This is a genomic window from Pararhizobium sp. O133 (genome assembly GCF_051669845.1).
Lineage (GTDB): Bacteria > Pseudomonadota > Alphaproteobacteria > Rhizobiales > Rhizobiaceae > Pararhizobium.
Window position 1 is genome coordinate 1,380,400 of record NZ_CP196426.1, and the last position, 22,693, is coordinate 1,403,092.

General features: G+C 60.3%; 36 protein-coding genes. 14 read left to right on the top strand and 22 right to left on the bottom strand.

Annotation, left to right across the window (positions count from 1 at the left end; all coding sequences use genetic code 11):
• Positions 1 to 68 precede the first annotated feature (68 nt).
• From ACST81_RS06520 to ACST81_RS06625, 22 genes are all read right to left on the bottom strand, one after another.
• A complete protein-coding gene (locus tag ACST81_RS06520) occupies positions 69 to 1,157 on the bottom strand; it encodes a tyrosine-type recombinase/integrase (protein WP_438752019.1) in 1,089 nt (362 codons plus the stop codon).
• Positions 1,157 to 1,408, bottom strand: coding sequence for a helix-turn-helix transcriptional regulator (locus tag ACST81_RS06525; RefSeq protein WP_438753416.1), 252 nt, complete (start codon positions 1,406 to 1,408; stop codon positions 1,157 to 1,159). Before ACST81_RS06525 ends, ACST81_RS06520 begins: the two co-directional genes overlap by 1 nt.
• 2 nt (positions 1,409 to 1,410) lie before the next feature.
• Entirely contained in the window at positions 1,411 to 1,761 is a 351-nt protein-coding gene (locus ACST81_RS06530) for an HNH endonuclease signature motif containing protein (protein ID WP_438752020.1), read from the bottom strand.
• Between the two features lie 45 nt (positions 1,762 to 1,806).
• Positions 1,807 to 2,232 carry a hypothetical protein gene (locus ACST81_RS06535; protein ID WP_438752021.1) on the bottom strand — a complete coding sequence of 142 codons (426 nt, stop codon included), beginning with the start codon at positions 2,230 to 2,232 and terminating at the stop codon, positions 1,807 to 1,809.
• Positions 2,225 to 2,767 carry a helix-turn-helix domain-containing protein gene (locus tag ACST81_RS06540; protein ID WP_438752022.1) on the bottom strand — a complete coding sequence of 181 codons (543 nt, stop codon included), beginning with the start codon at positions 2,765 to 2,767 and terminating at the stop codon, positions 2,225 to 2,227. Before ACST81_RS06540 ends, ACST81_RS06535 begins: the two co-directional genes overlap by 8 nt.
• A complete protein-coding gene (locus tag ACST81_RS06545) occupies positions 2,764 to 3,471 on the bottom strand; it encodes a metallophosphoesterase (RefSeq protein ID WP_438752023.1) in 708 nt (235 codons plus the stop codon). The genes ACST81_RS06540 and ACST81_RS06545 overlap by 4 nt, the downstream gene beginning before the upstream one ends.
• Before the next feature lie 39 nt (positions 3,472 to 3,510).
• Positions 3,511 to 3,834 (bottom strand): hypothetical protein, encoded by a 324-nt coding sequence (locus ACST81_RS06550; protein ID WP_438752024.1) that lies wholly within the window; start codon positions 3,832 to 3,834, stop codon positions 3,511 to 3,513.
• Positions 3,831 to 4,337: a DNA N-6-adenine-methyltransferase gene (locus tag ACST81_RS06555; protein ID WP_438752025.1), complete on the bottom strand. Its 507-nt coding sequence runs from the start codon at positions 4,335 to 4,337 to the stop codon at positions 3,831 to 3,833. The genes ACST81_RS06550 and ACST81_RS06555 overlap by 4 nt, the downstream gene beginning before the upstream one ends.
• Positions 4,330 to 4,749, bottom strand: coding sequence for a hypothetical protein (locus ACST81_RS06560; RefSeq protein WP_438752026.1), 420 nt, complete (start codon positions 4,747 to 4,749; stop codon positions 4,330 to 4,332). Before ACST81_RS06560 ends, ACST81_RS06555 begins: the two co-directional genes overlap by 8 nt.
• Positions 4,746 to 5,549, bottom strand: a complete 804-nt coding sequence (locus ACST81_RS06565) for a phosphoadenosine phosphosulfate reductase domain-containing protein (RefSeq protein ID WP_438752027.1) — start codon at positions 5,547 to 5,549, stop codon at positions 4,746 to 4,748. The genes ACST81_RS06560 and ACST81_RS06565 overlap by 4 nt, the downstream gene beginning before the upstream one ends.
• A complete protein-coding gene (locus ACST81_RS06570; RefSeq protein ID WP_438752028.1) occupies positions 5,546 to 5,884 on the bottom strand; it encodes a hypothetical protein in 339 nt (112 codons plus the stop codon). Before ACST81_RS06570 ends, ACST81_RS06565 begins: the two co-directional genes overlap by 4 nt.
• Positions 5,884 to 6,063, bottom strand: coding sequence for a hypothetical protein (locus tag ACST81_RS06575; protein ID WP_438752029.1), 180 nt, complete (start codon positions 6,061 to 6,063; stop codon positions 5,884 to 5,886). The genes ACST81_RS06570 and ACST81_RS06575 overlap by 1 nt, the downstream gene beginning before the upstream one ends.
• Positions 6,056 to 6,394 (bottom strand): hypothetical protein, encoded by a 339-nt coding sequence (locus ACST81_RS06580; RefSeq protein ID WP_438752030.1) that lies wholly within the window; start codon positions 6,392 to 6,394, stop codon positions 6,056 to 6,058. The genes ACST81_RS06575 and ACST81_RS06580 overlap by 8 nt, the downstream gene beginning before the upstream one ends.
• Positions 6,394 to 6,732 (bottom strand): hypothetical protein, encoded by a 339-nt coding sequence (locus ACST81_RS06585; RefSeq protein ID WP_438752031.1) that lies wholly within the window; start codon positions 6,730 to 6,732, stop codon positions 6,394 to 6,396. The genes ACST81_RS06580 and ACST81_RS06585 overlap by 1 nt, the downstream gene beginning before the upstream one ends.
• Positions 6,722 to 6,904, bottom strand: coding sequence for a hypothetical protein (locus ACST81_RS06590; RefSeq protein ID WP_438752032.1), 183 nt, complete (start codon positions 6,902 to 6,904; stop codon positions 6,722 to 6,724). Before ACST81_RS06590 ends, ACST81_RS06585 begins: the two co-directional genes overlap by 11 nt.
• Positions 6,901 to 7,248, bottom strand: a complete 348-nt coding sequence (locus ACST81_RS06595) for a hypothetical protein (RefSeq protein WP_438752033.1) — start codon at positions 7,246 to 7,248, stop codon at positions 6,901 to 6,903. Before ACST81_RS06595 ends, ACST81_RS06590 begins: the two co-directional genes overlap by 4 nt.
• Positions 7,249 to 7,327: 79 nt before the next feature.
• Positions 7,328 to 8,248: a DUF2303 family protein gene (locus ACST81_RS06600; protein ID WP_438752034.1), complete on the bottom strand. Its 921-nt coding sequence runs from the start codon at positions 8,246 to 8,248 to the stop codon at positions 7,328 to 7,330.
• 41 nt (positions 8,249 to 8,289) lie between these two features.
• On the bottom strand, positions 8,290 to 8,652 hold the full coding sequence (locus ACST81_RS06605; RefSeq protein WP_438752035.1) for a hypothetical protein: 363 nt from the start codon (positions 8,650 to 8,652) through the stop codon (positions 8,290 to 8,292).
• Positions 8,653 to 8,663: 11 nt separating this feature from the next.
• Complete coding sequence (locus ACST81_RS06610; RefSeq protein ID WP_438752036.1) at positions 8,664 to 8,846, bottom strand: hypothetical protein; 183 nt, start codon at positions 8,844 to 8,846, stop codon at positions 8,664 to 8,666.
• Entirely contained in the window at positions 8,846 to 9,064 is a 219-nt protein-coding gene (locus ACST81_RS06615; protein WP_438752037.1) for a hypothetical protein, read from the bottom strand. Before ACST81_RS06615 ends, ACST81_RS06610 begins: the two co-directional genes overlap by 1 nt.
• Positions 9,061 to 9,291 carry a hypothetical protein gene (locus tag ACST81_RS06620; RefSeq protein ID WP_438752038.1) on the bottom strand — a complete coding sequence of 77 codons (231 nt, stop codon included), beginning with the start codon at positions 9,289 to 9,291 and terminating at the stop codon, positions 9,061 to 9,063. Before ACST81_RS06620 ends, ACST81_RS06615 begins: the two co-directional genes overlap by 4 nt.
• A gap of 479 nt (positions 9,292 to 9,770) precedes the next feature.
• Positions 9,771 to 10,436, bottom strand: a complete 666-nt coding sequence (locus tag ACST81_RS06625) for an XRE family transcriptional regulator (RefSeq protein WP_438752039.1) — start codon at positions 10,434 to 10,436, stop codon at positions 9,771 to 9,773.
• A gap of 554 nt (positions 10,437 to 10,990) precedes the next feature.
• Here ACST81_RS06625 and ACST81_RS06630 point away from each other — a divergent pair.
• From ACST81_RS06630 to ACST81_RS06695, 14 genes are all read left to right on the top strand, one after another.
• Positions 10,991 to 11,482 carry a hypothetical protein gene (locus ACST81_RS06630; protein ID WP_438752040.1) on the top strand — a complete coding sequence of 164 codons (492 nt, stop codon included), beginning with the start codon at positions 10,991 to 10,993 and terminating at the stop codon, positions 11,480 to 11,482.
• Positions 11,482 to 11,712: a hypothetical protein gene (locus ACST81_RS06635; RefSeq protein ID WP_438752041.1), complete on the top strand. Its 231-nt coding sequence runs from the start codon at positions 11,482 to 11,484 to the stop codon at positions 11,710 to 11,712. Before ACST81_RS06630 ends, ACST81_RS06635 begins: the two co-directional genes overlap by 1 nt.
• The gene (locus ACST81_RS06640) at positions 11,712 to 13,103 is read left to right on the top strand and encodes an SAM-dependent methyltransferase (RefSeq protein WP_438752042.1); all 1,392 of its coding nucleotides are present in this window, start codon (positions 11,712 to 11,714) and stop codon (positions 13,101 to 13,103) included. The genes ACST81_RS06635 and ACST81_RS06640 overlap by 1 nt, the downstream gene beginning before the upstream one ends.
• A complete protein-coding gene (locus tag ACST81_RS06645) occupies positions 13,100 to 13,879 on the top strand; it encodes a DNA-methyltransferase (RefSeq protein ID WP_438752043.1) in 780 nt (259 codons plus the stop codon). The genes ACST81_RS06640 and ACST81_RS06645 overlap by 4 nt, the downstream gene beginning before the upstream one ends.
• A complete protein-coding gene (locus ACST81_RS06650) occupies positions 13,876 to 14,412 on the top strand; it encodes a hypothetical protein (protein WP_438752044.1) in 537 nt (178 codons plus the stop codon). The genes ACST81_RS06645 and ACST81_RS06650 overlap by 4 nt, the downstream gene beginning before the upstream one ends.
• Positions 14,409 to 15,032: a hypothetical protein gene (locus tag ACST81_RS06655; RefSeq protein WP_438752045.1), complete on the top strand. Its 624-nt coding sequence runs from the start codon at positions 14,409 to 14,411 to the stop codon at positions 15,030 to 15,032. The genes ACST81_RS06650 and ACST81_RS06655 overlap by 4 nt, the downstream gene beginning before the upstream one ends.
• Positions 15,029 to 15,331 carry a hypothetical protein gene (locus ACST81_RS06660; RefSeq protein WP_438752046.1) on the top strand — a complete coding sequence of 101 codons (303 nt, stop codon included), beginning with the start codon at positions 15,029 to 15,031 and terminating at the stop codon, positions 15,329 to 15,331. Before ACST81_RS06655 ends, ACST81_RS06660 begins: the two co-directional genes overlap by 4 nt.
• Entirely contained in the window at positions 15,328 to 16,578 is a 1,251-nt protein-coding gene (locus ACST81_RS06665) for a helix-turn-helix domain-containing protein (RefSeq protein WP_438752047.1), read from the top strand. Before ACST81_RS06660 ends, ACST81_RS06665 begins: the two co-directional genes overlap by 4 nt.
• Positions 16,562 to 17,254 carry a transcription termination/antitermination protein NusG gene (nusG, locus tag ACST81_RS06670; protein WP_438752048.1) on the top strand — a complete coding sequence of 231 codons (693 nt, stop codon included), beginning with the start codon at positions 16,562 to 16,564 and terminating at the stop codon, positions 17,252 to 17,254. Before ACST81_RS06665 ends, nusG begins: the two co-directional genes overlap by 17 nt.
• A gap of 203 nt (positions 17,255 to 17,457) precedes the next feature.
• Positions 17,458 to 18,015: a hypothetical protein gene (locus ACST81_RS06675; RefSeq protein WP_438752049.1), complete on the top strand. Its 558-nt coding sequence runs from the start codon at positions 17,458 to 17,460 to the stop codon at positions 18,013 to 18,015.
• 184 nt (positions 18,016 to 18,199) lie between these two features.
• Positions 18,200 to 18,802 carry a hypothetical protein gene (locus ACST81_RS06680; RefSeq protein WP_438752050.1) on the top strand — a complete coding sequence of 201 codons (603 nt, stop codon included), beginning with the start codon at positions 18,200 to 18,202 and terminating at the stop codon, positions 18,800 to 18,802.
• Complete coding sequence (locus ACST81_RS06685; protein ID WP_438752051.1) at positions 18,799 to 20,784, top strand: terminase gpA endonuclease subunit; 1,986 nt, start codon at positions 18,799 to 18,801, stop codon at positions 20,782 to 20,784. The genes ACST81_RS06680 and ACST81_RS06685 overlap by 4 nt, the downstream gene beginning before the upstream one ends.
• On the top strand, positions 20,781 to 22,412 hold the full coding sequence (locus ACST81_RS06690; protein WP_438752052.1) for a phage portal protein: 1,632 nt from the start codon (positions 20,781 to 20,783) through the stop codon (positions 22,410 to 22,412). The genes ACST81_RS06685 and ACST81_RS06690 overlap by 4 nt, the downstream gene beginning before the upstream one ends.
• Complete coding sequence (locus ACST81_RS06695; protein ID WP_438752053.1) at positions 22,412 to 22,687, top strand: hypothetical protein; 276 nt, start codon at positions 22,412 to 22,414, stop codon at positions 22,685 to 22,687. The genes ACST81_RS06690 and ACST81_RS06695 overlap by 1 nt, the downstream gene beginning before the upstream one ends.
• The last annotated feature ends 6 nt before the right edge of the window (positions 22,688 to 22,693 follow it).

A 22,693-nucleotide genomic window follows, 5' to 3' on the forward strand; every position in this document is an offset into this window, starting at 1 on the left:
TTTACTGTGTTTTTCTACTCGAAACGTCCAGACACCCGATATCGGGTCTACAAGCTGGACACATATGTTCACGTTTCCTCCTCTTCTTCTGGCTTCGTCATAAGGTTCATCGCGCTCTTTGCGAGGCGCCGTTGGCTTGCCGCCTTGGTATAGCGGGCAACTTCCTTCGACGTGGTATGCCCGGTCACAGACATAATCTGATGCTCGGATGCGCCGTGGTTGGCGAGCCGTGTTGCGGCCACTTTACGCAGGCCGTGGGCGCTGCAATGCGGTAGCCCGGCCTCGTTGCAGCGCCGGCGGAAATACGTGCCAAATCCGTTCGCCGTGAAGGGTTTGTTAAACTCGGTGATTAAGAAAGTCAGGTTTCCGCCCGGCGTCGCGTCAATGATCTTCTGCAGATCCGGATGGATCGGCAGCTCCAGCGTGATCGGCTTGCGCTTGCGGTTCTTCTGCTGGGTGAACTTGATCTGTCCGTTGCTGACATGCTGGCGGCCGAACAGAATGATGTCACTCCGCCGCTGACCAGTGTAAAGCATCAGCGCCATCGCCAACCGCGCCTTGGAGCCGATCGGGTGCCTTGCCTCGAACATCTCCAGCTCGGCCTCGGTCCAGGTGTGAAAACCGTCCGTCTTGCTGCGAAAATATCCGACATCACGCGCGGGATTCGTCAGCGCTAGTTCAACATCCTTTGCGGTCGCCCAGTTGAATACTGCGCGCATGGCCTTCACCCGGCCGTTACCGGCTTCGGGTAACCCGGCCTTCCGATCACGGAGAACTCTGACTGCCTTCGCGGTGAATGCCGAGATCGGCACGTCCTCGAAACGCTTGGGTGAGCCCGTCTTGATCGGCTCGGCCCAGATGTGTTCGATGATCTGTTTGCGCACCAGGCGCGTGCGCTGATCAAGCCCGATGTAGTCTGCCGACTGGAAATACTTCTCGCATAACCAGCGAAGGGTTCCTGTCGTCGAAAGCTTCGGGCCGATCCGGTCGGCGGTCAGCGTTCCGTCAAGGGCTGCATAATAGGCCTTGTTGAATTCATCGGTACCCGGAATGCCCGGCAGGCGGATCTTCTTCTGCCCGCGACGGCGGAAGTAGAAGCGCAGGACGCCGTCGGTCGTGTCCTCGACAATATATTTTTTGCTGAATTTTTTCGGCATCAGACTTCAAAATCCCATCCGTCTTCCTCCTCGCCGTCGCCACCTGGCAGACGGTCGAAGGCTCTGTCGAGCGCCCTGCGATCCCAGATCGTGCGGGCGTTTGCCTTTTTTGGCTGGGGCATTCTGCCATCGCGGATCATTTCGTCAAACAAGCTTGTCGAAACGCCGATGTAGGCCGCCGCTTGGACGCGATTAAGTCCACGGGCGGTCGGCATAGGGCACGCGGGGACTGCGCGATCTTGAGGTGTCATGGTCATGCATCGACCCCTTCACACCTCAACGCTGTCCGCTTGGCCTCCTCGCGCCGAAGCGCATTGCGCTTGCGCGTGACCATTTGCACATGCCGGTCATTATCGGGACGGACGCAACGGCGGTTGCGGCAGACATGATCAAGCTCTTTTTTTCCCGGGATGAAACCGTGCTCGTTCGTCCACATAGCCTTGTGGACGGCGACAGTCTGGCCATCCAGTGACATGCGCGGATAGTCTGCGCCTCGACCGTCGCTTCCAGAGGTCGGGCCGGTCCATAGCCAGCAGCCCGTGTCCGAATCGATTTCGACGCGGGCCATGATCTTAGCGCGGATACGATCGCGACGGCTGCTCATGGGGCTACACCGCCCTCGTTACAGGGGCTGGGTTTTCATGGTTGGTCATGCTGCCATCCTCGCGTGTTCGCGGATGGCAGCGGCCACCAGCTGGTTCATGTCAGGTTCAAGGGCGAAGAACGAAAGCGCGCCTCGGCAAGGGATCAGCGGAAGCGGGAAGGCATCGCGCAAAACGAAGCCGAATTTCCCGTAGAACCACTCGCTTTCCATCTCGCGAACGCAATCAACAATGCGGGCCATCCCGACGACGCCACCACGCGGCATCGCCATCTGCGCTTCATCGTCTTTTTCGATCTCGGATTTAGAGACACCGGCATGAACGATGAACCAGCCTCGACCCTTCGTCGGCCAGTCGCGGTTCTCGACATCTTTACCGTCATAGAAGATGTGGTGGGGATACGGCTGCTTGATGCTGAGGCACTTGATATCACCGGCCGCAACGCGATCAGCTAGGGCGAGAAGATCACTCATCGGTAGAGCCCTCAGACTTGAGGGCGCGCGTGATCCGGTTCCAGGCCATGGCCTCGAAGTCGATCTCGCTGTCGCTCGGTGTCTTCCCCGCTGCGATCGTCATCTCGTTGAGGTGATGCCAGCGGGCGAATTCCTTGATCGTCGCCAAGAGTTCGCCGCCCCGCACATGGTCCTGGGGTGGAGAACTTTTATCGTTCGGTATATCGGGATTGAACGTCGGCCCGCTGGCGAGAAAGATGCGGCGGTGGGCATCGACCAATGCCATCTCCTGCTCGGAAAACATCGGCTGGGAAACGTCGGCGCCAATCAGCGAATTGAGGCTGCACTGCAGTCCGTCGCAGAGCGACAGGATCAGCCAGAGGGTGGGGTTCTTCGACTGCCGCCTTTCCAGCGCCCACACGTGCGACTTCGACGAGCCGCAGCGTTCGGCCAACTGGTCGAGCGATAAACCGAGTTCGTGACGGCGCACCCGAATGTATGTCGCCATGTGTGCCGTAACAAATGGCAGACGGTCTTCACGCGAAACAATGCTCATGCCCTGCGCTCCTTAATTTCGTGAACCGCTGGGCCGATGATCTCGAATGTCGAGGTTGGACCGCCGGGGATATCGTCATCAAAGACGCCCACGACAAGGCGACCAGTGTACCAGGCGAACGTGTCGAAGTCGGATCGGCCTGGGTGCAGTACCGGGCCGTCATCGTATTGCTCGTGGCCGTGGACGACGTGCATCCCTCGGTACCCATGGGGATAAGACCGATCGTATCTGTGCCACTGAAGGATTTTCGCGGGGTGGTCTTCGAGGTCTAGAGTTTCGTCGACGCCCGCATGGACAAACACACGATGCTTGTCGTGGTGGTATAGAGGGAGGCTTTCCAGCCACTGAAGATGCGTCTTAGGAATGAGGCCGACAGCCTCACGAGCATTGCCTCCTGGCTGGCCGCCGTAGGAGATCAGTGTCTGGCCGCCGCCATTCGGAAGCCACCATTGCAACTCTCCACCACAGCCGGCGAGCATGATTTCTTCATGGTTTCCCTGAAGGCAAACCCATCTCCAGCCAGACAACTGTGGCCCCGCCATTAGGGTCTCAATTATTTGTCGTGACTCTGGACCGCGATCTACATAGTCTCCGGTAAACACGATAGTTCCGCCGCTGTGGCTGGACATTTCGATACGCTCGACGGCGGAAACCAGTAGATCATGCCTTCCGTGCAGATCTGCGATTGCATAGGTTTTTGCCATAGCTACACCTCCCTCGACGCGGGCGCGGGGGTAAGGTTTTTAGACATGCTGCACCTCATAGCGTCGCCGGCTGGCGTTGTAGATCGCGCCGGTAGGGTTGGTATCGAGCCACTTTCGAATGTCGAGACTGGCCTGCGGAACGGAAACCGAGAAGGCATCGCAGATGTCTGCCCGGTTGAAATAGCCGGTGGTGTCAAGGCAGTAGCGAATGAACCATTGCCGGCGCTCGGCATCCGGCATCTTCATCGCGGCCTTGAACTGGCCGATCTGTTCTTCGAGCTTCTCGATAACCTGACCGCGACGGTCCATCTCGGCGGCGACTTCATCATAAGAGGCGCGGCGGTTGACTGAGAGTACCGTCATGCTGCTTCTCCGACCTGCCGGACGGGCCGCGTGATAATCCCAAGGCCAGCGACAGAAGCTTGATCAAGAGACAGGACGCCGGCGGCACCAAGAGCCATCAGCACCGTGCCGGAACCAGGCTGTTCGCCAAGCGATCCGTCCGGCCGCTCGAACTTGATCTTGGGAGAGACAAAAAGCAGGGACGCCATCTGCGGCGCGGCCCACTGCCACCACGGCGCGCTGGTGCGATCGGGCAGGAGAGCGATGCCGTTGCCGTGCTCGATGAACTTGGTGAGCCAGGACTGCTTTGTGCTCTGGTGGCCGAATGGCGGGTTCATCCAGACGAAGCCGTACCAGTCTTGCTCAAGGCCGCGTTCCCAGAACCAGTGAGCGGCCGGCACGTAGCGCGGTCCCTCGATCGGCGCCGAAACATCGAGATCGAAGCTGCAGCCGAGTGCGTCGAACACGTAGCGCGGCGTATACCAGTCATCGCTTTTGTCGGTGATGTTGCCGTGCTCACCCATGGTCGGACTCCACCCTCGATTGGGGCGATGGGTTTTGCTTTTCGAGGTTCGAAATCACCGTTGCCGCCATTTCAGCCGTGTCCACGGACATGATGGAGTGATGCCAAAGGAGCATGTTTTCCCTACGTCCGACGACGATCACTGGGATCCCGCGCCCCATGGCGATACCGGCTTCCACAAATTTTCCGCCTGAGTATTTCTCAGCGCCAGCGACCAAAACGAGTACATCGCTGCGGCAAACGTCCTCAACGTCTTCGAAGGCGATCGACAGACGCTCTTCAACGGTGTGTGTGTCGGTCGGCAAGAACTCGTTTTTGATCCAGGTGCTCGTGCAATCATGGCCGGCCCGAGTAATGGCCCCGGCCACCAGTGAGGCGAGAAGCCTGTCATGTGCTGCGACATAGAACTTCATGCGGCGCACTCCTCGTTGTCGGCCGCACCGCAAGGGCTGCGTCGGCGGCGTGGTGTTTCGAACATGTCGGTTTGGCTGAAAGCGAATTCGCGGATTTCCGACCAGGGATGCTTCAGGAAAGTTCCAAAGCCGAGCGCTTCGATACGTTCGGGGAAATCATCTTCGGGGTCTTCCCGCATCTGGCGAGCGAGCTGGGCGAGGCCGAACTGAAAGCAGAGGAGGCAGTTGCTATCGACGCCTTCCGGCAAATCGAATGGCTGTGCCTTCCAGAAATCCAGAACCATAGGCCTTGTCACCCCGGCGGCAACAAGCGGCATCCAGATCTTTTCGCGGGGCTGGTCGGCCTGCTCGTGGCGGTGCGGCTCATCGGCGCGAATTCCGAGCGTCTTGGTCCACTGCGTCCAGCCGCAAGCCACCAGCATCCGCCGGGCGGCGCGGACTTTCAGTTGCTCAGTGCAGATGCGCTTTCCGCCGTTGGGCGTGAAACGCTTATGCTTGACCATGGCTTCGAACGGCTCGCCGTTGCGGGCCGCGCTGTTGTGGCTGACGATTTCGAACCATGGCGCGTCGGGCAGGTACTGCACCCATGTTATAGGCATGGACCATCGCTGAGCGATCTGCTGCACGAAATCGAGCGTCCGCGGATCTTCTCGGCCGGTGTTGGCGAACACGACCTTTACCCGTTCCGGCAGATCTCCATTCGCCTCAAGCAGCTCATGCAGAAGATATGCGGATGTGCGGCCGCCACTTAGAGTGACATGAATATTGCCTTCCGGTAGCGTGAAACGGGACGCCATCATTCGACAGAACCCTCCGAAAAGGTGTACTCGTCTGCAGTCTGTGCGATGTCGTGAGAAGCTCTATGCGAATATTCCTGATCCACGATATGCAGCGCGCGATCAGCGAGGACCTGTACAGCATGGTCACAGAGAGAGGCGCCGAAAATGGGGTCGCCATTGAGTGGCTGGGAGGCGGGAAACGGTTCCTCACGCTCAGCAGTGAAGACGGCCAAGCCATTTCTCGCGTCCAAGAGATCATCAAATTCTTGGCGTATCTCAGCTGCGAATCTCCCGGTGACGCCTAGGCGTTTACTCATCACATCTACTTCGGGCGGTGATTTCTGGTTGTCGGTCATCACCAAGTACCTCCCAACGGCTTTAAAAGGTCTTTTTCGAGCCATTCCAATAGCTCTTCATCGCTTGCATCGGCTGGTGGGCCATCGTGCAAGGTTGCGTCGACTGGCAAAAAAATCTCGTGACCATCGATCGCAACACGCTTCATCAGCGGGCCAGCTCTTTCTCTTAAATCAAGCATCGGTCGAGCCCTCCGACGCTGCGAGGACGGCTCGGCATGCGCGGATATCATCCGGCGTGATGCGGTAACGGCCGTCTGAAGCATCCGGGCCGTCTGGATAGGTGTCCTGCCAGATTGGCGTTGCTGCTATCTTCTCGATGAGGCCCCGCACAAGGTGTACAGGCGGGGGGGTAGCCTCAAAATTTTTTATGGCCGAATATATGTCCTCGATCACCGAGGCATCTTCGATCGCGCCGCCGAAGACGTCGTCGATAATCTTACCGAGCAACTCGCGGCTGATCGGATATGTCCTGGTCATGGCGACCGTGCCCTGGTGCTTGATCTCATCCATCACTGAAACCTCACGCCCGTCACCGGGAACGCGCGGCGCTGGCCGGCGGTGGCGATGACGAAGAATTCGGCGTCGTCGATGCGGTCGGCATGTTCGGGGCGCAGCCAGAACTGCGAGATGACGGCGCCGCCGGCCGCGTCTATGATTTCCTTGATGTCGTCGGCGAACTGCGGGGCGATGTCGCCGAAGGCCTTGACGATATAATCCTCAGCGTCGCCAGCCAGCGAGCACGGATTGAAGTGGCCGCGCACGAAGGCGGCGAACGGTTCGCCGTCCTCGGTGACCAGGGCCTGCCAGGTGAGCGATGGGGCTGGGTATTCGAGCACATTAGCGAGCATCGGACTTAACCTCCTTGAGGCGCTTGATCTTCTTGACAAAGCCGCCGGGTTTTTTTGCGCGGGCGTTCTTCTCTGCGACCAGCGAGTTGACGGTGAAATGGTCCTGCGTCGTCTCGTCATGGAAGTGGACGCGGAACCAGTGTTTCTCGGGCTCTGGCGCTGTCTCGGTCACGCGCGTTCCTCCAGGGCCGCGACATGCATCGAGATGCGCGGGAGCGAACATGGCACGAGCCGGTATGTGCCGAATTCTAGAAAGGTGCGCGGAATGACGATCTTGCGTTCGTCTGGCTTGATGCGGGCGAAGCGTTCCTCTTCGCGCCACTCTCGACCGAATGACCAGATCAGGTTGCGCACGGCATTGTAGGGAAGCTTGCGGCGGTCGGTGATGTCGCGGATGCTCAGGCCATGCAGAAAGTCGGCCTTGATCAGGTCTTCCTTCTCCGGTGGAACTGTAACGACTTTCGTAACGACGTGTTTCATCATGCCGCTCGGGCGGCGTACATAGTGCGGATTCATGATCACCTCGGATGTAACTGTTTTGGTGCGGGCGGCGGCTTCAAGGGAGCGGGCCGCCCGCGTTCATTTCAGCCGTCGCTTACAGCGACGCGCCGCCGGGCATTTCCGGGCTGCCTTCAAACTTCGGCAGGTCAGTCTTTTCCGCCGCCTCGTCCAGATCGGCGCGAACCTGTTCGGTGATGTAACGATCGGGACGGTACAGCTGGAAGGTCCATTTCAGGGCGCCATTAGCGAGGCGATAGCGCAGGCGCACCGGAATGCGCGTTGCCTCGCCCATGAAGAACGGCGCGATCTGCAGGATGAAAACGCCGGGAATCACCAGCGGCTCGCCGCCGGCGGTCTTGTGATCTTCCTCCAGCATGATCTGGGCTTCGCCGGTCTGCAGCTTGATTACCTGCTTGACGCGGGTTTCGGCGGTAATCTGCAGGCCGCGCGACAACATGACGATATCGTTGGGGAAGGCGACCGGTGCGCCGAACATGGACTCGAAATCCTTCGATTCGATAGCGCTCGGAGACGAGAGGTCGGCGATGTGGTCTTCGATGAATTCGGCAAACGCCACCTGTTCCATCTGCTTGCTGTCAACCGCCAGCCAGGCCTTCCATTCTTCCGACAGCGGGAACTGATAGTGAATGCGATGCGATCCGTTGTCAGGCTCGGTGGCCGAATGATAGTCGATGACAGCCGTCAGCGAGGGCTTGCGCCAGTCGGTCGTTGCGAAAATGACGCTGTTTTCCTGCTTGTGCCGGTCGACCAGCTCGATGAAGGACTCGAGCGTATCGACGCGTGCCGTGCCGACCTTGCGTTCCGGCTTGGTGCGCCATGGGGCCAGCTTGTCATGCAGGCTGGTGACGCCGCCAGTCTGCGGATTAAAGAGGACCGGGATGGACGACGGCAGACCGTTGATCTTCTCCGGCATCGTGACTGACAGAATTTGCGATCCGGCTTTCCGGGCGAGATCGGCGACGGCTTCGACGGCGCCTTTATCGAGAGTTTCCACGGGTTTTCCTTTCGTGGGTTAGCGTGCGCTTCTGCGCGGGTTCAGGATGCGGAAGCGGTCGGGCGGTCGCCCTCGGTCGACGAGACCGGGCGCGGGCCGAACATGTCGTGCTGGCGTGGATGTTCGGTCGACAGGGCACCGTCCTCGACGACCCAGAAGACGGAGTTCTTGCGCGGGCGCTTCGGCGTTTTTGATTCAAAGGCGGTGGCGATCGTCACCATGCCGTCCTTGACGGCGAAATCGAGCGTGAGCGTCGTCTTGCCCTTGTGGGTGGCTGCCGGGTTCTGGTCGGACAGGGCAGTAAGCTTTTCCAGCGTGTCGGCGACCTCGGCCGACAGGGCCGGATTGAGCTGTCCGTTTTCGAGCATGCCGATGATCTGGCTGAAATCGCGGATCTTCTTCATGGGGGTTCCTTTCAGGCGAGCCAGCGCACGACGAGTGTGGCGGTGGCAACGAGGGCAATGGCTGACACTGCGCCGCAGACATAGCCGCGCAGATAATCGGTAAGGCGTTCCGCCTTCGCCAGCTCGTGCAGGCGCAAGGCGTCGTGGCTGGCGGGGAGGATGAAATAGGGGCCGGATAGGACGGGCTTAGTCATCAAATAAGCCTCTCGATGACGCCGGCTAAAAGGCCAGCGGCGCAGACGAAGGCGATGGCAAGCAAGACCAGCAGGCCGTTTTCAACACGGCGGGTCAGCTGCTCATCCTCGGCGTCGATATCGGCCTGAACATCGGCCATGAACGGCGAGCGCTGCGCCCGTTCGTGGCGGGTGTTGGCAATGGTGTGAACGGGCGCGCGATTGGTCATGGCGATCAAGCCGCCATGCCGGCGGGGACGCTGACGCGCGGCTTGCCGTTTTGACGAGTAAAGGCCAAGGCGCGGGCGTCATCGGCGACGTTGTCGAGATCGGTCTGCTTGATGCCGGTGAGCGTCTTGATGTTTTCGGCGGTGGCATTGCCGCTGGCTTCCAGGCGGATCATCGCCTCGGCGACGGCTTCGACCTTCTGCTGGCGCGTGGCGTTGTCGAGATTGTTTTTGAGCATGTCCGTTTCTCCGTTGTTGGCGAATACGGGCATATATTGCCAAATAGGCAAATATCGTCAAGCGGAAATTTGCCTATTTGGCAAATATTGACAATTTCGGTGCGGCAATTTTTGCCAAAAGCTGGCGCTTGCCAACGGTTTCCGGCTCAGCAACTCTGAATTATCCAAGGGTTAAGGGAGGTGGTGATGCTAACAATTGTATTCGCAACGCTGCTTGCGTCGGCAGAGCCGTCAGCGACCTGCGTGGCGGCGGCGCATCGGATGACAGCGTTCCTGATCGAGGAGGCGAAGGGAACCCGACACGAGGCACAAATAAAGGCGGCTATAAAGAAGGCTGGCGGCCATGCACGGCGGGTTCGCGAGATTGCCGCCACAATGCCGGAAGATCGCTGTGCGATCTTGCTCGCTATGCCGGATAGTTCAGTCCGCGCACTGGCTATCGCGACATTGCCCGAGCAAAACGGAAAATAGGCAATCTATCACCGGTTCGCGGTCATTTTCTGCACCAGGCGCTGGCGAGCGGACGGGGCGAGCTTGCGCCATTGGCCGCTTCGGATCACTGACTGAACCGCTGCGATCCATACCAGTTTCACGCCACGAATGGGCGGGGCATTGTGGCTTTCGAGATCGTAGGTGCCTTTTACAGACCCTCGCAGTAGCCGCTTCAGGTAGCGGCGCCCTTCCGCTGTCTTAACGGCAGCTTCCCATCCGAGCATCTCTTCCGGATCGTTTCCCTGTTTCCAGCAAATGATGATGTCGCCGTCATCGTAGCGGGGCCACATCGATTCGCCTTTTACTTCGTAGGCCTCGGCGTCTTCCGGAAGGGGGAAAGGCGTTTCGATTTCATAGAGACCTTCCGGAGGGACCTGTTCGTCTTCTGGCAAGATTTCAGCTCCTGCTCCGATGCGACCCATGACGGCGACGACGTTGGATTTCCTTGCTGTTGTTTCGGCGAGGAGTTCCTGCGGTTCGGCTTGGAACGCATGCGCGAATAAATTGATGTTCTTGACAGAAAGATTCCGCTCGCCGCTCTCCAGGCGAGAGACATACGACGTCGACAGGCCGGTCTTTTCTGCCAGTTGCTCGATGGTCAGCTCGCGCTCTTCGCGCAATTCGCGAATTCTATTGGGGTAAACTTTGTCCATATGGCAAAAAACCTCGGATTGAGCTGCGGCGCCATGGCCAGATAGGCAAAAATTGCCTTGACTAAAGTTTGCCTATTTGGCAACTTTGCGCGCATGGACGCTTTAACAGACTACCTGAACGAAACTGGTGAACGCCTTTCAGTCTTTGCGGTACGCATTGGCCGGTCACCCAGCACGCTGTCTCGGGCCCTCACGGGCCAGCGCGATCCGAGTATTGATCTCGCGCGTGACGTAGAGCGTGGCAGTGCCGGCCGGGTGACGGCGATCCAATTTCTGGCAATTTGCCTGACGGCGCAGGCCACACCAGTTTCCGAGGCAGCCGAATGACGCGCCTCTTTTCCAATCCCTCCGCCTCCTCCTCCCAGCGGCGGGCCAGCCATGCCGGGGGTCTCCTCCTGCACGCCCCCGGCATGGCGTCTTTTCTTGTTCCCTGTGCATGCGGTCCCCCGTGATCTAACGGGCTGATCTTTCGCAACTTTCATTCATTCCCGCCACGGGAAAACCCGACCGGAATTCCCGGCGCGGGAATGTCTTTTTTTGTCCGGAGATTTTCGATGTCGGATGCATTCCTTTTTCGCGTCAAAGCGGCGCAACGCGACCTGATCGACCGTTGCGGCGGCATCGAGCGCGCCGTGCAGATCACCGGGTTTTCCAAGAGCCAGGTGGGGCGTTGGAACAATCCGAACGACCCCGACCTGATGCCTGTCGGCGCGATCCGCACGCTGGAGGGCGATTGCGGCAATGCGCTGGTGACCGCCGTGATGGCCGAGGCCAATGGCCGGCGGCTGACCGACCCGGAGGCCGAGCGCAAGGCGGATGTTTCGATCATGCTGGCCCATGCCGAGCTGATGCGGCAATCGGCGGAGCTTTCGCATTCGATGGCGCAGGCGATTGCCGATGGCCATGTCACGCCATCCGAGGCCGGGCAGGTCGATCGCGTCGCCTCGTTGATGGAAAAGGCGGCATCCGATCTGCGGGCGTCGCTTGCGGTGATCCGGGCGCGCGGCGGCGAACGGGCCGAACTGCGCATCGTCGGGGATGCGTGATGCGCCACGCGACCGAAATCATCCCCCTCAAGCCGAAGGAACGGCAGTTTCTCCGTCAGCTCAACGAGCGGGACGGCGAATACCTGATGGCGCGCGGGCTGGCTGAAAAGCTGGCCGGGGCGGCGCTGGTGCAGGCCGGCTACGCGAAGCGCCATCCGGTCCATTCCCACCATTTTTCGATCAATCCGGCCGGCGAATATTACCTCGGCCGCCTCACGAGGGCGCACTGATGGATATTACCAAGCTTTCCCCGGAACAGACGGCCATCGTCATGGCGACGATTACCGAGGGCGAATTTCGCGCCTCTTCCGTCAACGAGCGCAGCAAGATTTCCAAGCTGCACGGCTACGGGCTTGTTCGGCGCCACGAGACGGATCCGACGCTGTGTTTCGCGACCGATGCGGGGCGCCAAGCGGCGGCGGCGTTGGGGCTCTTCATCGATTCAGATTCGGTGATCAGCCCGACGGCTACGGCTATTCTGGAGCACGATGGCGCGCGCCCCGCTGATGCGCCGCGCGGCGGGGTGCCTGAGATCGTCACGATGATGCTGACGGCGCTCGCTCTTTTCGGCGAGGGCGATATTGCCCGCGCGCGGGTGATCGCTGATGGCGCTTATGATCTGAGCCAGGCCGAAGCGCGCTTTGCGGCGAAATATGCGGCGACCCGCGAGCTGGTCCCGAAGTTTCGGCAGCTGCAGGGCGATGCGCTGATGCTGGAAACCAAGTGCAAGATCATGCTGGCAAAGGCTTATGACGCGGCGCAAGCGGCAGGCGAGGCGGCGAAGAAAGGCCGCCCGAAAAATGTCGCGGCTGACGACATTTTCAAGCAAGCGGAGGCGGGCCTCACCCGACAGGAAATCCACGACGCCCGCAAGCTGGCGGCGGCGGAGGAAAAGACGCCGGGCATTGCCGAGCGCGCAATTGCAGCGCGCATCGCGCAGGGTCTTGCACCCACGCGTGCAAGCCTGAAACATGCGATCGGCACCAAGACCGCGACCAAGGAAGAGCGTGGCAACAATCTGTATGAAACTCCGCCCGAGGGAACATGGACGATCCTGTCGCTGGAGCAATTTGCCGACGTTGTCGAGGAGCCTTTTTGCGGGCGCGGCGCGATCGTGCGGGTTCTGGAGGCGGTCGGTTACGACGTGGTGATATCCGACCTCGTCGATTACGGGACCGTGACGAAGGACGGCGAGTGCCAGGGCGTGGCCGACTACATGACCACCGAGGGCCCATCGCACGACATCGTTTCCAATCCGCCCTATGGCGACGAGATGAACGCGGTGATCGCGCATGCGCTGCGCGTGCGCCGGCCGCGCAAGATGGCGCTGCTGCTGAACCTCAATGTGCTTTCCGGGTACGAGGATGCCGACCGCACCTTCTACATGGAAACCTGCCCGCCGGCGCGGATCTACGTCAACAAGCACCGGCTGCCGATGATGCACCGCGACGGCTGGGACGGCAACAAGGCGTCTTCCCAGATGAACACGATGTGGTGCGTCTGGGAAATGGACGAAGACGGCACCTATGGCAGCCAGACTGTGCTTTACCGCGTCGACTATGAGGCGGATGAGGTCGCCCGTTTCCGCGCCGCACATGAGGCGGAAAGCGAGGCGGCGTGACCGAGGCTTACGATCCGCAGAAAGACAGTTTCGAAAGCTACAATGCTGCAATCGCGGCCTTGCGCGCAAAACTCTTGCGTGAGCGCTGCCCGGCGGCAAAGCGCGTCGAGGTGATCGGAGGGTGTGAGCTTTACCTCGGCGACTGCATGGAGGTGATGCCTGCGTTGGGGAAGGTGGCAGCGGTTGTTACCGATCCGCCTTACGGCCTCGGAAAGCGTATGCAAGGCGGCACGTGGGGCGCCAAGGATGAAATGTCTGGGTTCCTTGAATGGGATTTAGAGGCAAATCAGGAGTGGATAGACGCGATTCTGCAACTGAACGTGCCCTCGATCATCTGGGGCGCAAATTACTTCAATGTACCTGCATCGCGGTGCTGGCTGCTCTGGAATAAGATCAATTCGGTCCCCACAATGGCTGATGCCGAATTGGCGTGGACGAACCTTGATCGACCGGCGAAGCGCTTCAACGCCCCAGTCGGGCGAGTCGAATTTGGTCATCCCACCACAAAACCACTCCCTTTGATTCAGTGGTGCATTTCGTTTTTGTCGTTAGCGGGGGGCGTCGTGCTCGACCCGTTTCTCGGAAGTGGAACGACGGCGGTTGCATGTGCAAAAGCCGGCCACCGTTGCGTCGGTATCGAGAAGAACGCCGAGTATTTCGAAATCGCCTGCGAACGCATTCGCAAGGCCTACGCCCAGCCCGACATGTTCGTTTCCGCGCCGCCGGCTCCCAAGGCCGAGCAGGCTGGTTTCGTGTTTGGGGAGGATAGCCCATGACGGCGATGCCTTCCGAACGCGAGCGCGAAAAGGCGCGGCTGGCGCGATTCCGCGATCTGTCCGCGCGGCTGACGGGCGATGCCTGGGGGCTGGAGGTGGATGGCGGCGTGACGCGCGTCATCTCGAAGCGATCGACCGGCGAGGCTGTGTGTCTTTGCACCATCCATGCCGATGCGCTGGCGCACGAATATGAACTGATCTGCTCGGCTGCCGATGCGGTGGCTTTCTTCCTCATCCTACAGGAAAGGGCGGCGGATGCCGTGCGGGCGCTGCGGGCGGACCTGCAGCGGCATGAAAAGAAAAATACGCCGGTTTCATCCCTTGCGGCGATGCACTGCCAGGATCGGCCTTTCCAGCGCTTTCTGGAGGAGAAGGGCGCGGGCGGGCCGGTGCGCGACAAACAGGCCGCCGACACGCGGCTGAAAAGCCTTTTGGCGATCTCGTCGAAAACCGAACTGAACGACAAAGGGCCGGCGCAGGAACGCTATTTCCGGCTGATGGCCGACTTTCGGGCATGGAAGGGCGAGAGATGAACCTCGGCCGGCTCTTCGACGAAGTTACCATTCCCTATGGCGACGGCAACCAGACGCAGGCGATGCAGATCGTGTGCGGCTGTGGCTGCGGCGTCAAGGCCTATTTCCCGCACATGACGGGCACGAACCGCAAGCCGCCGTCGATGGCGGCAAAGCATTTCCAGAACAAGGGCTGGCTCGTTGGCAGTGTCCCCAAAAAGGACTTGAGCCCGCAATGCAAGCGCAAACCCAAACGGAAGGATACGGCCATGGCAACGACGCAGCCTGCGGCGGAGGCTCCGCGCGAGATGTCGCGCGAGGACCGGCGCATCATCAACGACAAGCTCGACACGGTCTATTCGAAGGATTGCTACAAGGCGCCATGGACCGACGTGGCGGTCGCCAAGGATCTCGGCGTGCCGCGCGACTGGGTAGCGCAGGTGCGCGACCAGTTTTTCGGCCCGGCCGGCTCCAATCCGCTGTTCGACGATTACCTGACGCAGCGCGATCTGCTGAAACAGGAATTCGTTTCGATCAGCACCGAACAAAAGATGCTGGCCGACCGCTATGTCGCTTTCTGCAACAAGGTCGACGAACTTGACCGGATTGGCAAGCGGATCGAGCGGGAGATCACCCGATGAACGAACTGCGACCGGAAATTGCCCGCATCGCTTCGGCGGCGGATGACGCGGAACGGGCGCATGCGCTGCTGGAGTGTTCTCCGTCGATGCTGATGACCTGCGAGGGGACGATTCGCAACCGACTGATGCATGCCGGCTTCCGCGATGGGCTTATCTATCTCGACGTGGAACTGGCGTTCCTGCGCAGCGCCCGCCATGCGGATGAGCCGGGCCTGCAGAGCGTCGCTGTGGAGGCGGCGCGAGGGAGGATGCGGCGGATCATGCTGGGCTTGCCGGCGGACGGGCAGGTGGACGGATGAGCGCGGAACCGACCATTCGTCGCGGGGAGCGCAACGCGCGGTACGCGGCCATACCAAACCATGTCTTTGAGGACGTGCGCCTTTCAATGGAGGCGCGCTGGTTGCTGAGCTATCTGCTTTCCAAGCCGGACAATTGGACGGTCGTCGTCGGCGATATCGTCAAAAAGGGAAATTGCGGGCGCGACAAGGCCCGCAAAATGATCGCGGAACTGGTCGATCTCGGCTATGCAGAGCGTGAGCAGAGCCGGGCCGATGGCAAGTTCGGTGTATCAATTCTGGTGATCTATGATGAGCCGCGCGGCCTAACCGTAGAAAATAATTCCGGAATTTCGGGCGGTTCGGAGAGTGTTGCATTTCTACCGCAGACTGATTTGCCGTCGCCGGTAAAACCGTCGCCGGTTTCGCCGTCGCCGGTAAAATCGGCACATAGTAATAACTCAGATCTAGCAAATACTGATGATAGCAATTTGAGAGAGGGCGCGAGCGAGGGCGAGGAAGATCCGAAAAAGGTTGAGGCGGCATTCTGGCGGCTGGTGAAGGATTGGCCCGGTTTCGACGGCATGCCGAAAAAGCCTGCGATGGCGGCTTGGCTCAAGCTGACCGCTGAGGAGCGGACAGAGGCTTCTGACCGGTTCACGGGCTGGCTTGCGTTGCTCAAGGGTCAGAAAAAGGATCATGTGCCGGCGCCATCGACCTATTTTGGCGAGCGGCTGTGGCGGGACGTGCCAGCCATGCAGGAGGCAGCCAAGCCGAAGAACGCAATGGTGCCCGCTTTCGGCAAGCTGTGGGGTGCCTATCGCCTCGCTGAATTGTTGGCAGGCGTGACGGGCGCGATCAGCGGGCTGACGGCGACGGAAAAGACGATGGTCGATGCCGGCAAGTGGACGCTCGACCGTGTGCGTGCCGACAAGCGCCGCAATCACGGATATCCCAACGTCAACACGATGCATGAGCGTGCGCGCAACCGGCAGGGCTGGATTTGCCCCTTGGCGCTCGAAGGCGCGGCGCAAGGCTTTGCACAGGTGCGCCGCGACAGCGACCTTATGGTGGCCTGGATGCGGGAGCACGAGCGGCGCAATTGGCCATTCCTGGACGCGCGCAGCCTGCCGGAATGGGTCTATCTGCCCGCGATCGCCAGCGATGCCGATGGTCTCGATATTGCCGTGCGTGATGCGGTCGATGCGTTTGCAGAACAGATTTCGGATTATCTCAAGGAACGGAGCAAGGGCGATGACGATGCAGCGTAAGATCGAGGGTGTGAAGATCCCGTACCGTCCGATGACCGAGGCTGAACTGTCGCATGATGAGCGGCTTCGCGCCTATGGCGGCTCCCAGCGGCAATTCGAAAAGGGACGAATCACAACGCGGTTTCTGGGTGAGGCTTCGCGCGACAAGGTTGATTCCGCGCCGCTGAAGGCGAAATGGTTCTGCCTGCAGCTCGATCAGCGTCGGGAATTCACTGTGGAAAAGGCCTTGGCTGAAAAAAATATCGAGGCTTTCATGCCGCGTGAAACATGGGTTTCGGTGCGTCTGGGGCGCAAGATCGAGACGGTTATGCCGTATTTTCCCGGATACATGCTGGTTCGCATCGTGCCCAAACATGAGGCTTTTGCAGGGCTTCTGCGGGTGAAACATGTGCGCGACATTGTCGGCGGCGATACTGGATATCACGTCGTTCATGAAGGCGATGTGGAAATGTTTAAAAGGATTTGCGCAAAGATCGATGCGCCGCGTATCGCTACCGACAAGACGATCTGCGAGGGCAGCAAGGCCGATATCACGGATGGGCCGTTTGCAGGGTTCGGGTGCCTTGTGCTCTCGGTGACCTGGAGCCGGGAGGCGCGGGCAAGGGTGGCAATCGACGTGGCCGGCAAGGTCTTCGAGATCGGCAGCATGCCTGTTGCGTTTCTCAAGAAGCTGTGACACCAATTCGCCAACGGACAATCCGGATTTCGTAACCCTCCGATCGCCTGACATCTTGGTCAGGCCAGAGCAGGCGCCAGCCTCAGGGAACAACGCCCCGGACCCAGCCTTGAGAGCCTCGGATGAGAGGCATCGATTCAAGGCCACTGCGAAAGCTATGTTTTCATCAGAGTTCTTAAGCGGCTTTCGGGTCGCTTTTTGTTGTGATCGCACTGGAGCATGATCAGATGACACAGGTCATTTTCGACGCCTCGGAATTTGTCGATCTCAGCCGGGCAATCAAAAACTTGCCAGGCGCGATCAAGGCGAAGGCGATGGGCCGAGCGATGCGGCGCATGCGGGACATGGCGCGGACACGGGTCGTCAAGCGCAGTGCTGAGCGAACAGACCTGACACAGACGATGGTCAGGAAGCTCACCACGGCGCATTTCAACGCTGGCGGAAACACCGTCGACATCATCGAAAAGTCGGGTTGGATATCGCTCTACAAGCTTGGCGCTACCCAGACCAAGACTGGCGTGAGCGTAAGGGCAAGAGGTTCCTACCGTAGTGCTTTCATCGCTGGGATGGACAGCGGACATCGCGGGGTGATGAAGCGGGTGGGGAAAGAGCGTTTGCCGGTGCGCGAACTGTTCGGCCCGAACCCGGCGCACGACGTGACCAACAATCCGGATGTGTTCGTCAAGGTGTTGGCTGAGATCATCGAGGATCATCTCGCACCGCGCGTCCTTCACGAGATCGAGCGCCTTCTCCCCCGGTGATCGGGGGCAGGTGTACCCCCCCCTGGCTCTAGGGACCGTACAGGCCAAAACCCCGTCCACGGGCCGGGGCGACCCCGAAATCCTGTCAGTCTCAGGGGTCAAAATATTGGGTTGACGGGGTTGACGACGTTGACAACCGGGGTTGACGCCGGGTGACAAGTTGACGGAAAGGCGCTGGTGAACTGTGACAGACGAAAATCTGATCATGTGGTCCGTGGCGCAGATTGCCGAGCGCGACGGCGTCTCCAAGCAGGCGATCTCGAAGGCAGTTCAGAAGCTTTTGGCCGACAAGCCCGACACGCCAGTCGATCGCGACGGGCAGGGCCGGGTGGCAGCGATCTCGGTCGCTCATTACGACCATCATCGCCAGCGCCATGTGAACCCGGCCAAGGCGAAGGCCGAGATCCGGCAACCAGGTGCGCCGGCGGGCTTTGCGCCGGCACTTGATCCGAGCGACAGCTTCGACGAGGCGCGCCGCCAGTCGGAGTGGTTGAAGGTCGGGCGCGAGCGGATCCGGCATCAAGAAGCATGCGGCGAGCTGGTGCGACGTGACGGCATCGATAACGCTGTCCGCACCATCGGTTTCGAAATTCAGGCCGTCGTTAAGCGGCTGCAGAACCGGGCCGATGATGTTGCGCTGGCCGTTTCAAAGGAAGGCGTCCACGGCGTCCGGGTTCTTCTGCGCCAGATCGCCTTTGAACTCGGCAACGAAATCGCCGACAAGCTGGCCGCACTGGCTGAGACTGCGCCCGCAACCGATCAGCTGATCGAGGATGATATCTCGTGAACGCCCATCCCGGTGCGCTTCGTGTCGTGGCGCGAGGCTTGGAACTGGCAGTGCGGCCACAGCCGCCAGTTTCATTCGGTACGTGGCTGACCCAGAACATCATTCTGGTCGACGGCCCGAAAAAAGGGGAATTCTGGTCGCCGGCAGATGCGCCGTACCTGGTCGAGATTGCGGAGTGCCTTAGCCAGGAGCATTCCTGCAATCTGGTCACGGTCCGCAAGGCGCAGCAGACGGGTGTTTCGATCCTTGCCCTGGCATGGATGATCTACATCGCGGAGAACACACCGGATAACGCCCTCTACGGCGTCCCTGGTATCGACGCGCTGCAGGACATGAACAGCGGCAAGATGCAGCCGCTGATCGATGAGTGGCAGAAGCGTACCGACAAGCAGGTGATATACCCGACGACTAGCCGGTCTGGCGTGGGCTCGACGACGTACGAGAAGAAGTTTGCCGGCGGCGCGATCTATCTGGCCAATGCCAACACGGTCATGGACCTATCGGCAAAAACCTGCCGCTACGGTGTGAAGGACGAAGTGTCGAAGTGGCAGGAGTTGCCGAACGGCGCGGATCCGGAAACTCTGTTCTTCGGTCGCTTCACCGCATTCCGCCGGCAGAAAAGCTACAAGATCCTTGAGCTTTCAACGCCGGAGCTGGACAGCGGGGACGCGCTCGGCGAGGGGCCGGGTCATTGCCGCATCGATCGGTCGTTTCGGAAATCGGATCAGCGCTTCTGGCACGTGAACTGCCCGGAGTGCGGGTTCGAACAGGTTCAGCAGCAGGGCAATCTGATTATCGATCGTGGCCAGCCGCACAAGACAGTGATGCGGTGCATCGGTTGCCAGCATCATATTTCGGAGATGGAGCGGGTGCATGCGGTTCGCGCCGGTCGCTACATCCCCAGCTTCACAGGACCTGATCGTCATCCCGGCTTCCATGTCGACGCATTCATGTCGCTGATGATGTCTTACGAGGCGATCGCCGAAGACTTCATTGCCGACGAAGGCAAGGGTGAGGCGGGCGCGAAGGACTATCACAATCTGGTTCTGGCCCTGCCTTATGCAATGAAGGGCAATGCACCGGATCACCAGCGGCTGATGGAGCGTCGCGAAGTCTATCCGTCCCATTCGATCCCGGCTGGCGGTTTGCTGTTCGTCGCAGGGGCTGACGTCCAGAGTTACGGCATTTACTGCGAGGGTGTTGCCTTTGGAGAGGATCGGCAAAGCTGGAACGTCTTTGCCGAATTCTTCGAAGGTGCCACCGACAATCCTCAGCAGGGCGCCTGGCAATTGTTCGCCGAGTTTATCGGGCAGGAGTTCGCTGACAGCCACGGTGTTCTCCATCGCCTCGACGCGGTCGCGGTGGATTCCGGTTACCGGACCAACCAAGTGCTGGAATGGTGCCGGCGGCATCCAAACGCCTATGCCGTCAAGGGCCAGCCTGGTCGCGGCGTTCCGGCGATCAGCCTGCCGAACCGCAAGTCCGTGAGCAAGAAGGGCAAGCGCAAGAAATACGGCTCGGCGATGTCCTGGCCGGTCGGCACGTGGTCACTGAAAGCCGAGTTCTACGGCAATCTGCACAAGATCGGCTTGGCGGCCGGCGAGGCCACGGATCCTGCAGGGTACTGCCATTTCCATAAGGAACTGGGCGAGGAGTATTTCCAGCAGATCACCGGCGAGTATTTCGACCGCAAGCTGATCAAGGGAAAGCTTCATGAGGAATGGAAAAAGCGTCGAGAGCATAACCACTTTCTCGACTGCCGGATCTACGCCATGGCGATCGCCGAGCACCTCGGTCTTTCCCGCATGTCACCGGCCGAGTGGGCGGCGCTGCGGGCAACACGTGAGCCTGAGGCGTCAGCTGATCTCCTGTCACCGTCTTCTGTGCAGGTCATGGCGGTTAGCCCGCCGCCGAAACCCGCAGCGCCGCCGCCTAACCCGGCGCCGGCGGCAACCCCGAACAGGTGGATGAAACGGACATGATGAAGCCGAAAGTCAGAGTGCCAGCGGGTCGGGAGCTTACGGCTACCGCACCGCGCCTGGGTGCGGCAGACGCGCCTCGGCCGCACGCTGGCTATCTGCGCGACACGCGCTCGGGTGCGATCGCATCACGCCCGGCCGTGCTGCGCGAGCATCGTGACGACATCCGTCGTGCATGGGATCGCACGTCAGCGCTGGCGATGGATATGATCCAGAACAGCGGCCGGCTGAAGGGTGCCTGCGACCAGATCATCGCCGATACAGTCGGGTCTGAACTGGCGCTCAACCCACAGCCCGACTTGACCGGTCTTGGATATAGCGACACCGAGCGCGCTGAGCTGATCGCGTTGATCAAGCGCCGTTGGAAGTTTTACGCGTGGAACCCGGCCGAGTGCGATTTTCGTGGCAAACTGACGATCCCGCAGATGGCGGACATTGGGATCCGGTATTTCATCGCGTTCGGCGAAAGCACGGGCGTGCTGTCCTACATGAGCAGCGCGCAGCGCAGTCACTACGGTATCCAGTCCGGAACCAAGATGTTGATGGTACCGCCGCCGCGGCTGTCTCGCGAGACCCGCGAGTTTGAACGCCTATACCAGGGCGTTTTCCATGACGAGAACGGCCGGGCAACCCGCTACCGGTTCAAGAGCCGCGAAAGCGGGATCGAGACGACGACGGACTATGCCGCGCGCGACGCCGCTGGTCGCCAGACTGTCCTGCATGCATTCGACCCGATGGACGCCAGTGACGTGCGCGGTATTTCGCTTCTCGCGCCGACGTTCCGGAAGCATATCCAGCACGAGATGCTGGACGATGCGACGTTGCAGACCGCGATCCTGCAGACGATTTTCGCCATTACCCTGACAAGCGCTGCGCCGAGTTCGGATGCTTTCGAGGCGATGGAGGCATTGAAGGAAAGCGGCGCTGACAATGCGTCGGCGATTGCATCGGACTTCGCCAATTACTTCAAGGCGCAGCTCGACCTTGCTGCAGGTTCGAAGATCAGCGTCAGCGGCGATCCGACAGTCTCGCATCTGGCGCCGGGTGAGCAGCTTGGGTTTCAGACGGCGAAAATGCCGGGCGGCCAGTACCTGCCGTTTTCTGACAGCCTGTCGCGCGACATGGCCCGCGCCATGGGCATCACGTTCGGTGGCCTTACCATGAACTATTCGGATGCGACCTATTCGTCGGTGCGGATGGAAACGTCGTCGCTCTGGCCTGTCGTGTTGCGTCGGCGCGAGCGGATCGCTGCGCCGCACTACCAGATGCCATACGAAAGCTGGCTCGACGAAGAGATTGGCGAGGGGCGTATCCCGTTCAAGGGCGGATACGCGGCTTTCCTCGCCAACCGTGAGCGGGTGTCCTGGGCACTATGGCAAGGACCTGCAAAGCCGACTGCCGATGATGGCAAGGCGGCGAAAGCGTCATCTGAGCGGATTGCCAATGGGACAGCAACGCTGGCGCGGGAATGCGCTGATCTCGGCGAGGATCCGGACGAAGTTTTCCAGCAGCGCTTGCTGGAACACAACAGGTACATCGCTGCCGGCATGCCGTCGCCCTTCATGCGCAACATGCCGAGCGATCCTGCAGGGTCGGATGACGATGCATCCAAGAAGAAGGCTGCTGCCTGATGCCCCTGCTCGTGACACTCAATGGCGCCGTCGTCGACGCAGATGATCCCTGTGCGCTGTGGCAGGCGCTTTACGCGGTCAAGCTGAAGCGACTGGCTGGCGAAGCAATCGAGGAAACCGAAATCCGCTCGCCGGTGACGCAACGCCGGATCAAGGTCGCCTCGACCAACATGAAGGACCTCGATGCCGAACTTGAGCGCCTGGCGGTCGCATGCTCGGCCAAGGCCGGCGGCCGGCGCACTCGGTTCGCCAAGCAGTTCCGCTTTACCCCGTAAGGAAAA

Coding starts and splice junctions, on each gene's coding strand:
- ACST81_RS06660 (WP_438752046.1), top strand. CDS start 15,029: ATGAACGAACTGCGACCGGAAATTGCCCGCATCGCTTCGGCGGCGGAT.
- ACST81_RS06560 (WP_438752026.1), bottom strand. CDS start 4,749: ATGAAGTTCTATGTCGCAGCACATGACAGGCTTCTCGCCTCACTGGTG.
- ACST81_RS06575 (WP_438752029.1), bottom strand. CDS start 6,063: ATGCTTGATTTAAGAGAAAGAGCTGGCCCGCTGATGAAGCGTGTTGCG.
- ACST81_RS06545 (WP_438752023.1), bottom strand. CDS start 3,471: ATGGCAAAAACCTATGCAATCGCAGATCTGCACGGAAGGCATGATCTA.
- ACST81_RS06595 (WP_438752033.1), bottom strand. CDS start 7,248: ATGAATCCGCACTATGTACGCCGCCCGAGCGGCATGATGAAACACGTC.
- ACST81_RS06635 (WP_438752041.1), top strand. CDS start 11,482: ATGCGCCACGCGACCGAAATCATCCCCCTCAAGCCGAAGGAACGGCAG.
- nusG (WP_438752048.1), top strand. CDS start 16,562: ATGACGATGCAGCGTAAGATCGAGGGTGTGAAGATCCCGTACCGTCCG.
- ACST81_RS06605 (WP_438752035.1), bottom strand. CDS start 8,652: ATGAAGAAGATCCGCGATTTCAGCCAGATCATCGGCATGCTCGAAAAC.
- ACST81_RS06665 (WP_438752047.1), top strand. CDS start 15,328: ATGAGCGCGGAACCGACCATTCGTCGCGGGGAGCGCAACGCGCGGTAC.
- ACST81_RS06570 (WP_438752028.1), bottom strand. CDS start 5,884: ATGACCGACAACCAGAAATCACCGCCCGAAGTAGATGTGATGAGTAAA.
- ACST81_RS06610 (WP_438752036.1), bottom strand. CDS start 8,846: ATGACTAAGCCCGTCCTATCCGGCCCCTATTTCATCCTCCCCGCCAGC.
- ACST81_RS06565 (WP_438752027.1), bottom strand. CDS start 5,549: ATGATGGCGTCCCGTTTCACGCTACCGGAAGGCAATATTCATGTCACT.
- ACST81_RS06555 (WP_438752025.1), bottom strand. CDS start 4,337: ATGGGTGAGCACGGCAACATCACCGACAAAAGCGATGACTGGTATACG.
- ACST81_RS06525 (WP_438753416.1), bottom strand. CDS start 1,408: ATGACACCTCAAGATCGCGCAGTCCCCGCGTGCCCTATGCCGACCGCC.
- ACST81_RS06540 (WP_438752022.1), bottom strand. CDS start 2,767: ATGAGCATTGTTTCGCGTGAAGACCGTCTGCCATTTGTTACGGCACAC.
- ACST81_RS06630 (WP_438752040.1), top strand. CDS start 10,991: ATGTCGGATGCATTCCTTTTTCGCGTCAAAGCGGCGCAACGCGACCTG.
- ACST81_RS06655 (WP_438752045.1), top strand. CDS start 14,409: ATGAACCTCGGCCGGCTCTTCGACGAAGTTACCATTCCCTATGGCGAC.
- ACST81_RS06690 (WP_438752052.1), top strand. CDS start 20,781: ATGATGAAGCCGAAAGTCAGAGTGCCAGCGGGTCGGGAGCTTACGGCT.
- ACST81_RS06625 (WP_438752039.1), bottom strand. CDS start 10,436: ATGGACAAAGTTTACCCCAATAGAATTCGCGAATTGCGCGAAGAGCGC.
- ACST81_RS06620 (WP_438752038.1), bottom strand. CDS start 9,291: ATGCTCAAAAACAATCTCGACAACGCCACGCGCCAGCAGAAGGTCGAA.
- ACST81_RS06530 (WP_438752020.1), bottom strand. CDS start 1,761: ATGAGCAGCCGTCGCGATCGTATCCGCGCTAAGATCATGGCCCGCGTC.
- ACST81_RS06550 (WP_438752024.1), bottom strand. CDS start 3,834: ATGACGGTACTCTCAGTCAACCGCCGCGCCTCTTATGATGAAGTCGCC.
- ACST81_RS06650 (WP_438752044.1), top strand. CDS start 13,876: ATGACGGCGATGCCTTCCGAACGCGAGCGCGAAAAGGCGCGGCTGGCG.
- ACST81_RS06580 (WP_438752030.1), bottom strand. CDS start 6,394: ATGGATGAGATCAAGCACCAGGGCACGGTCGCCATGACCAGGACATAT.
- ACST81_RS06695 (WP_438752053.1), top strand. CDS start 22,412: ATGCCCCTGCTCGTGACACTCAATGGCGCCGTCGTCGACGCAGATGAT.
- ACST81_RS06640 (WP_438752042.1), top strand. CDS start 11,712: ATGGATATTACCAAGCTTTCCCCGGAACAGACGGCCATCGTCATGGCG.
- ACST81_RS06535 (WP_438752021.1), bottom strand. CDS start 2,232: ATGAGTGATCTTCTCGCCCTAGCTGATCGCGTTGCGGCCGGTGATATC.
- ACST81_RS06520 (WP_438752019.1), bottom strand. CDS start 1,157: ATGCCGAAAAAATTCAGCAAAAAATATATTGTCGAGGACACGACCGAC.
- ACST81_RS06585 (WP_438752031.1), bottom strand. CDS start 6,732: ATGCTCGCTAATGTGCTCGAATACCCAGCCCCATCGCTCACCTGGCAG.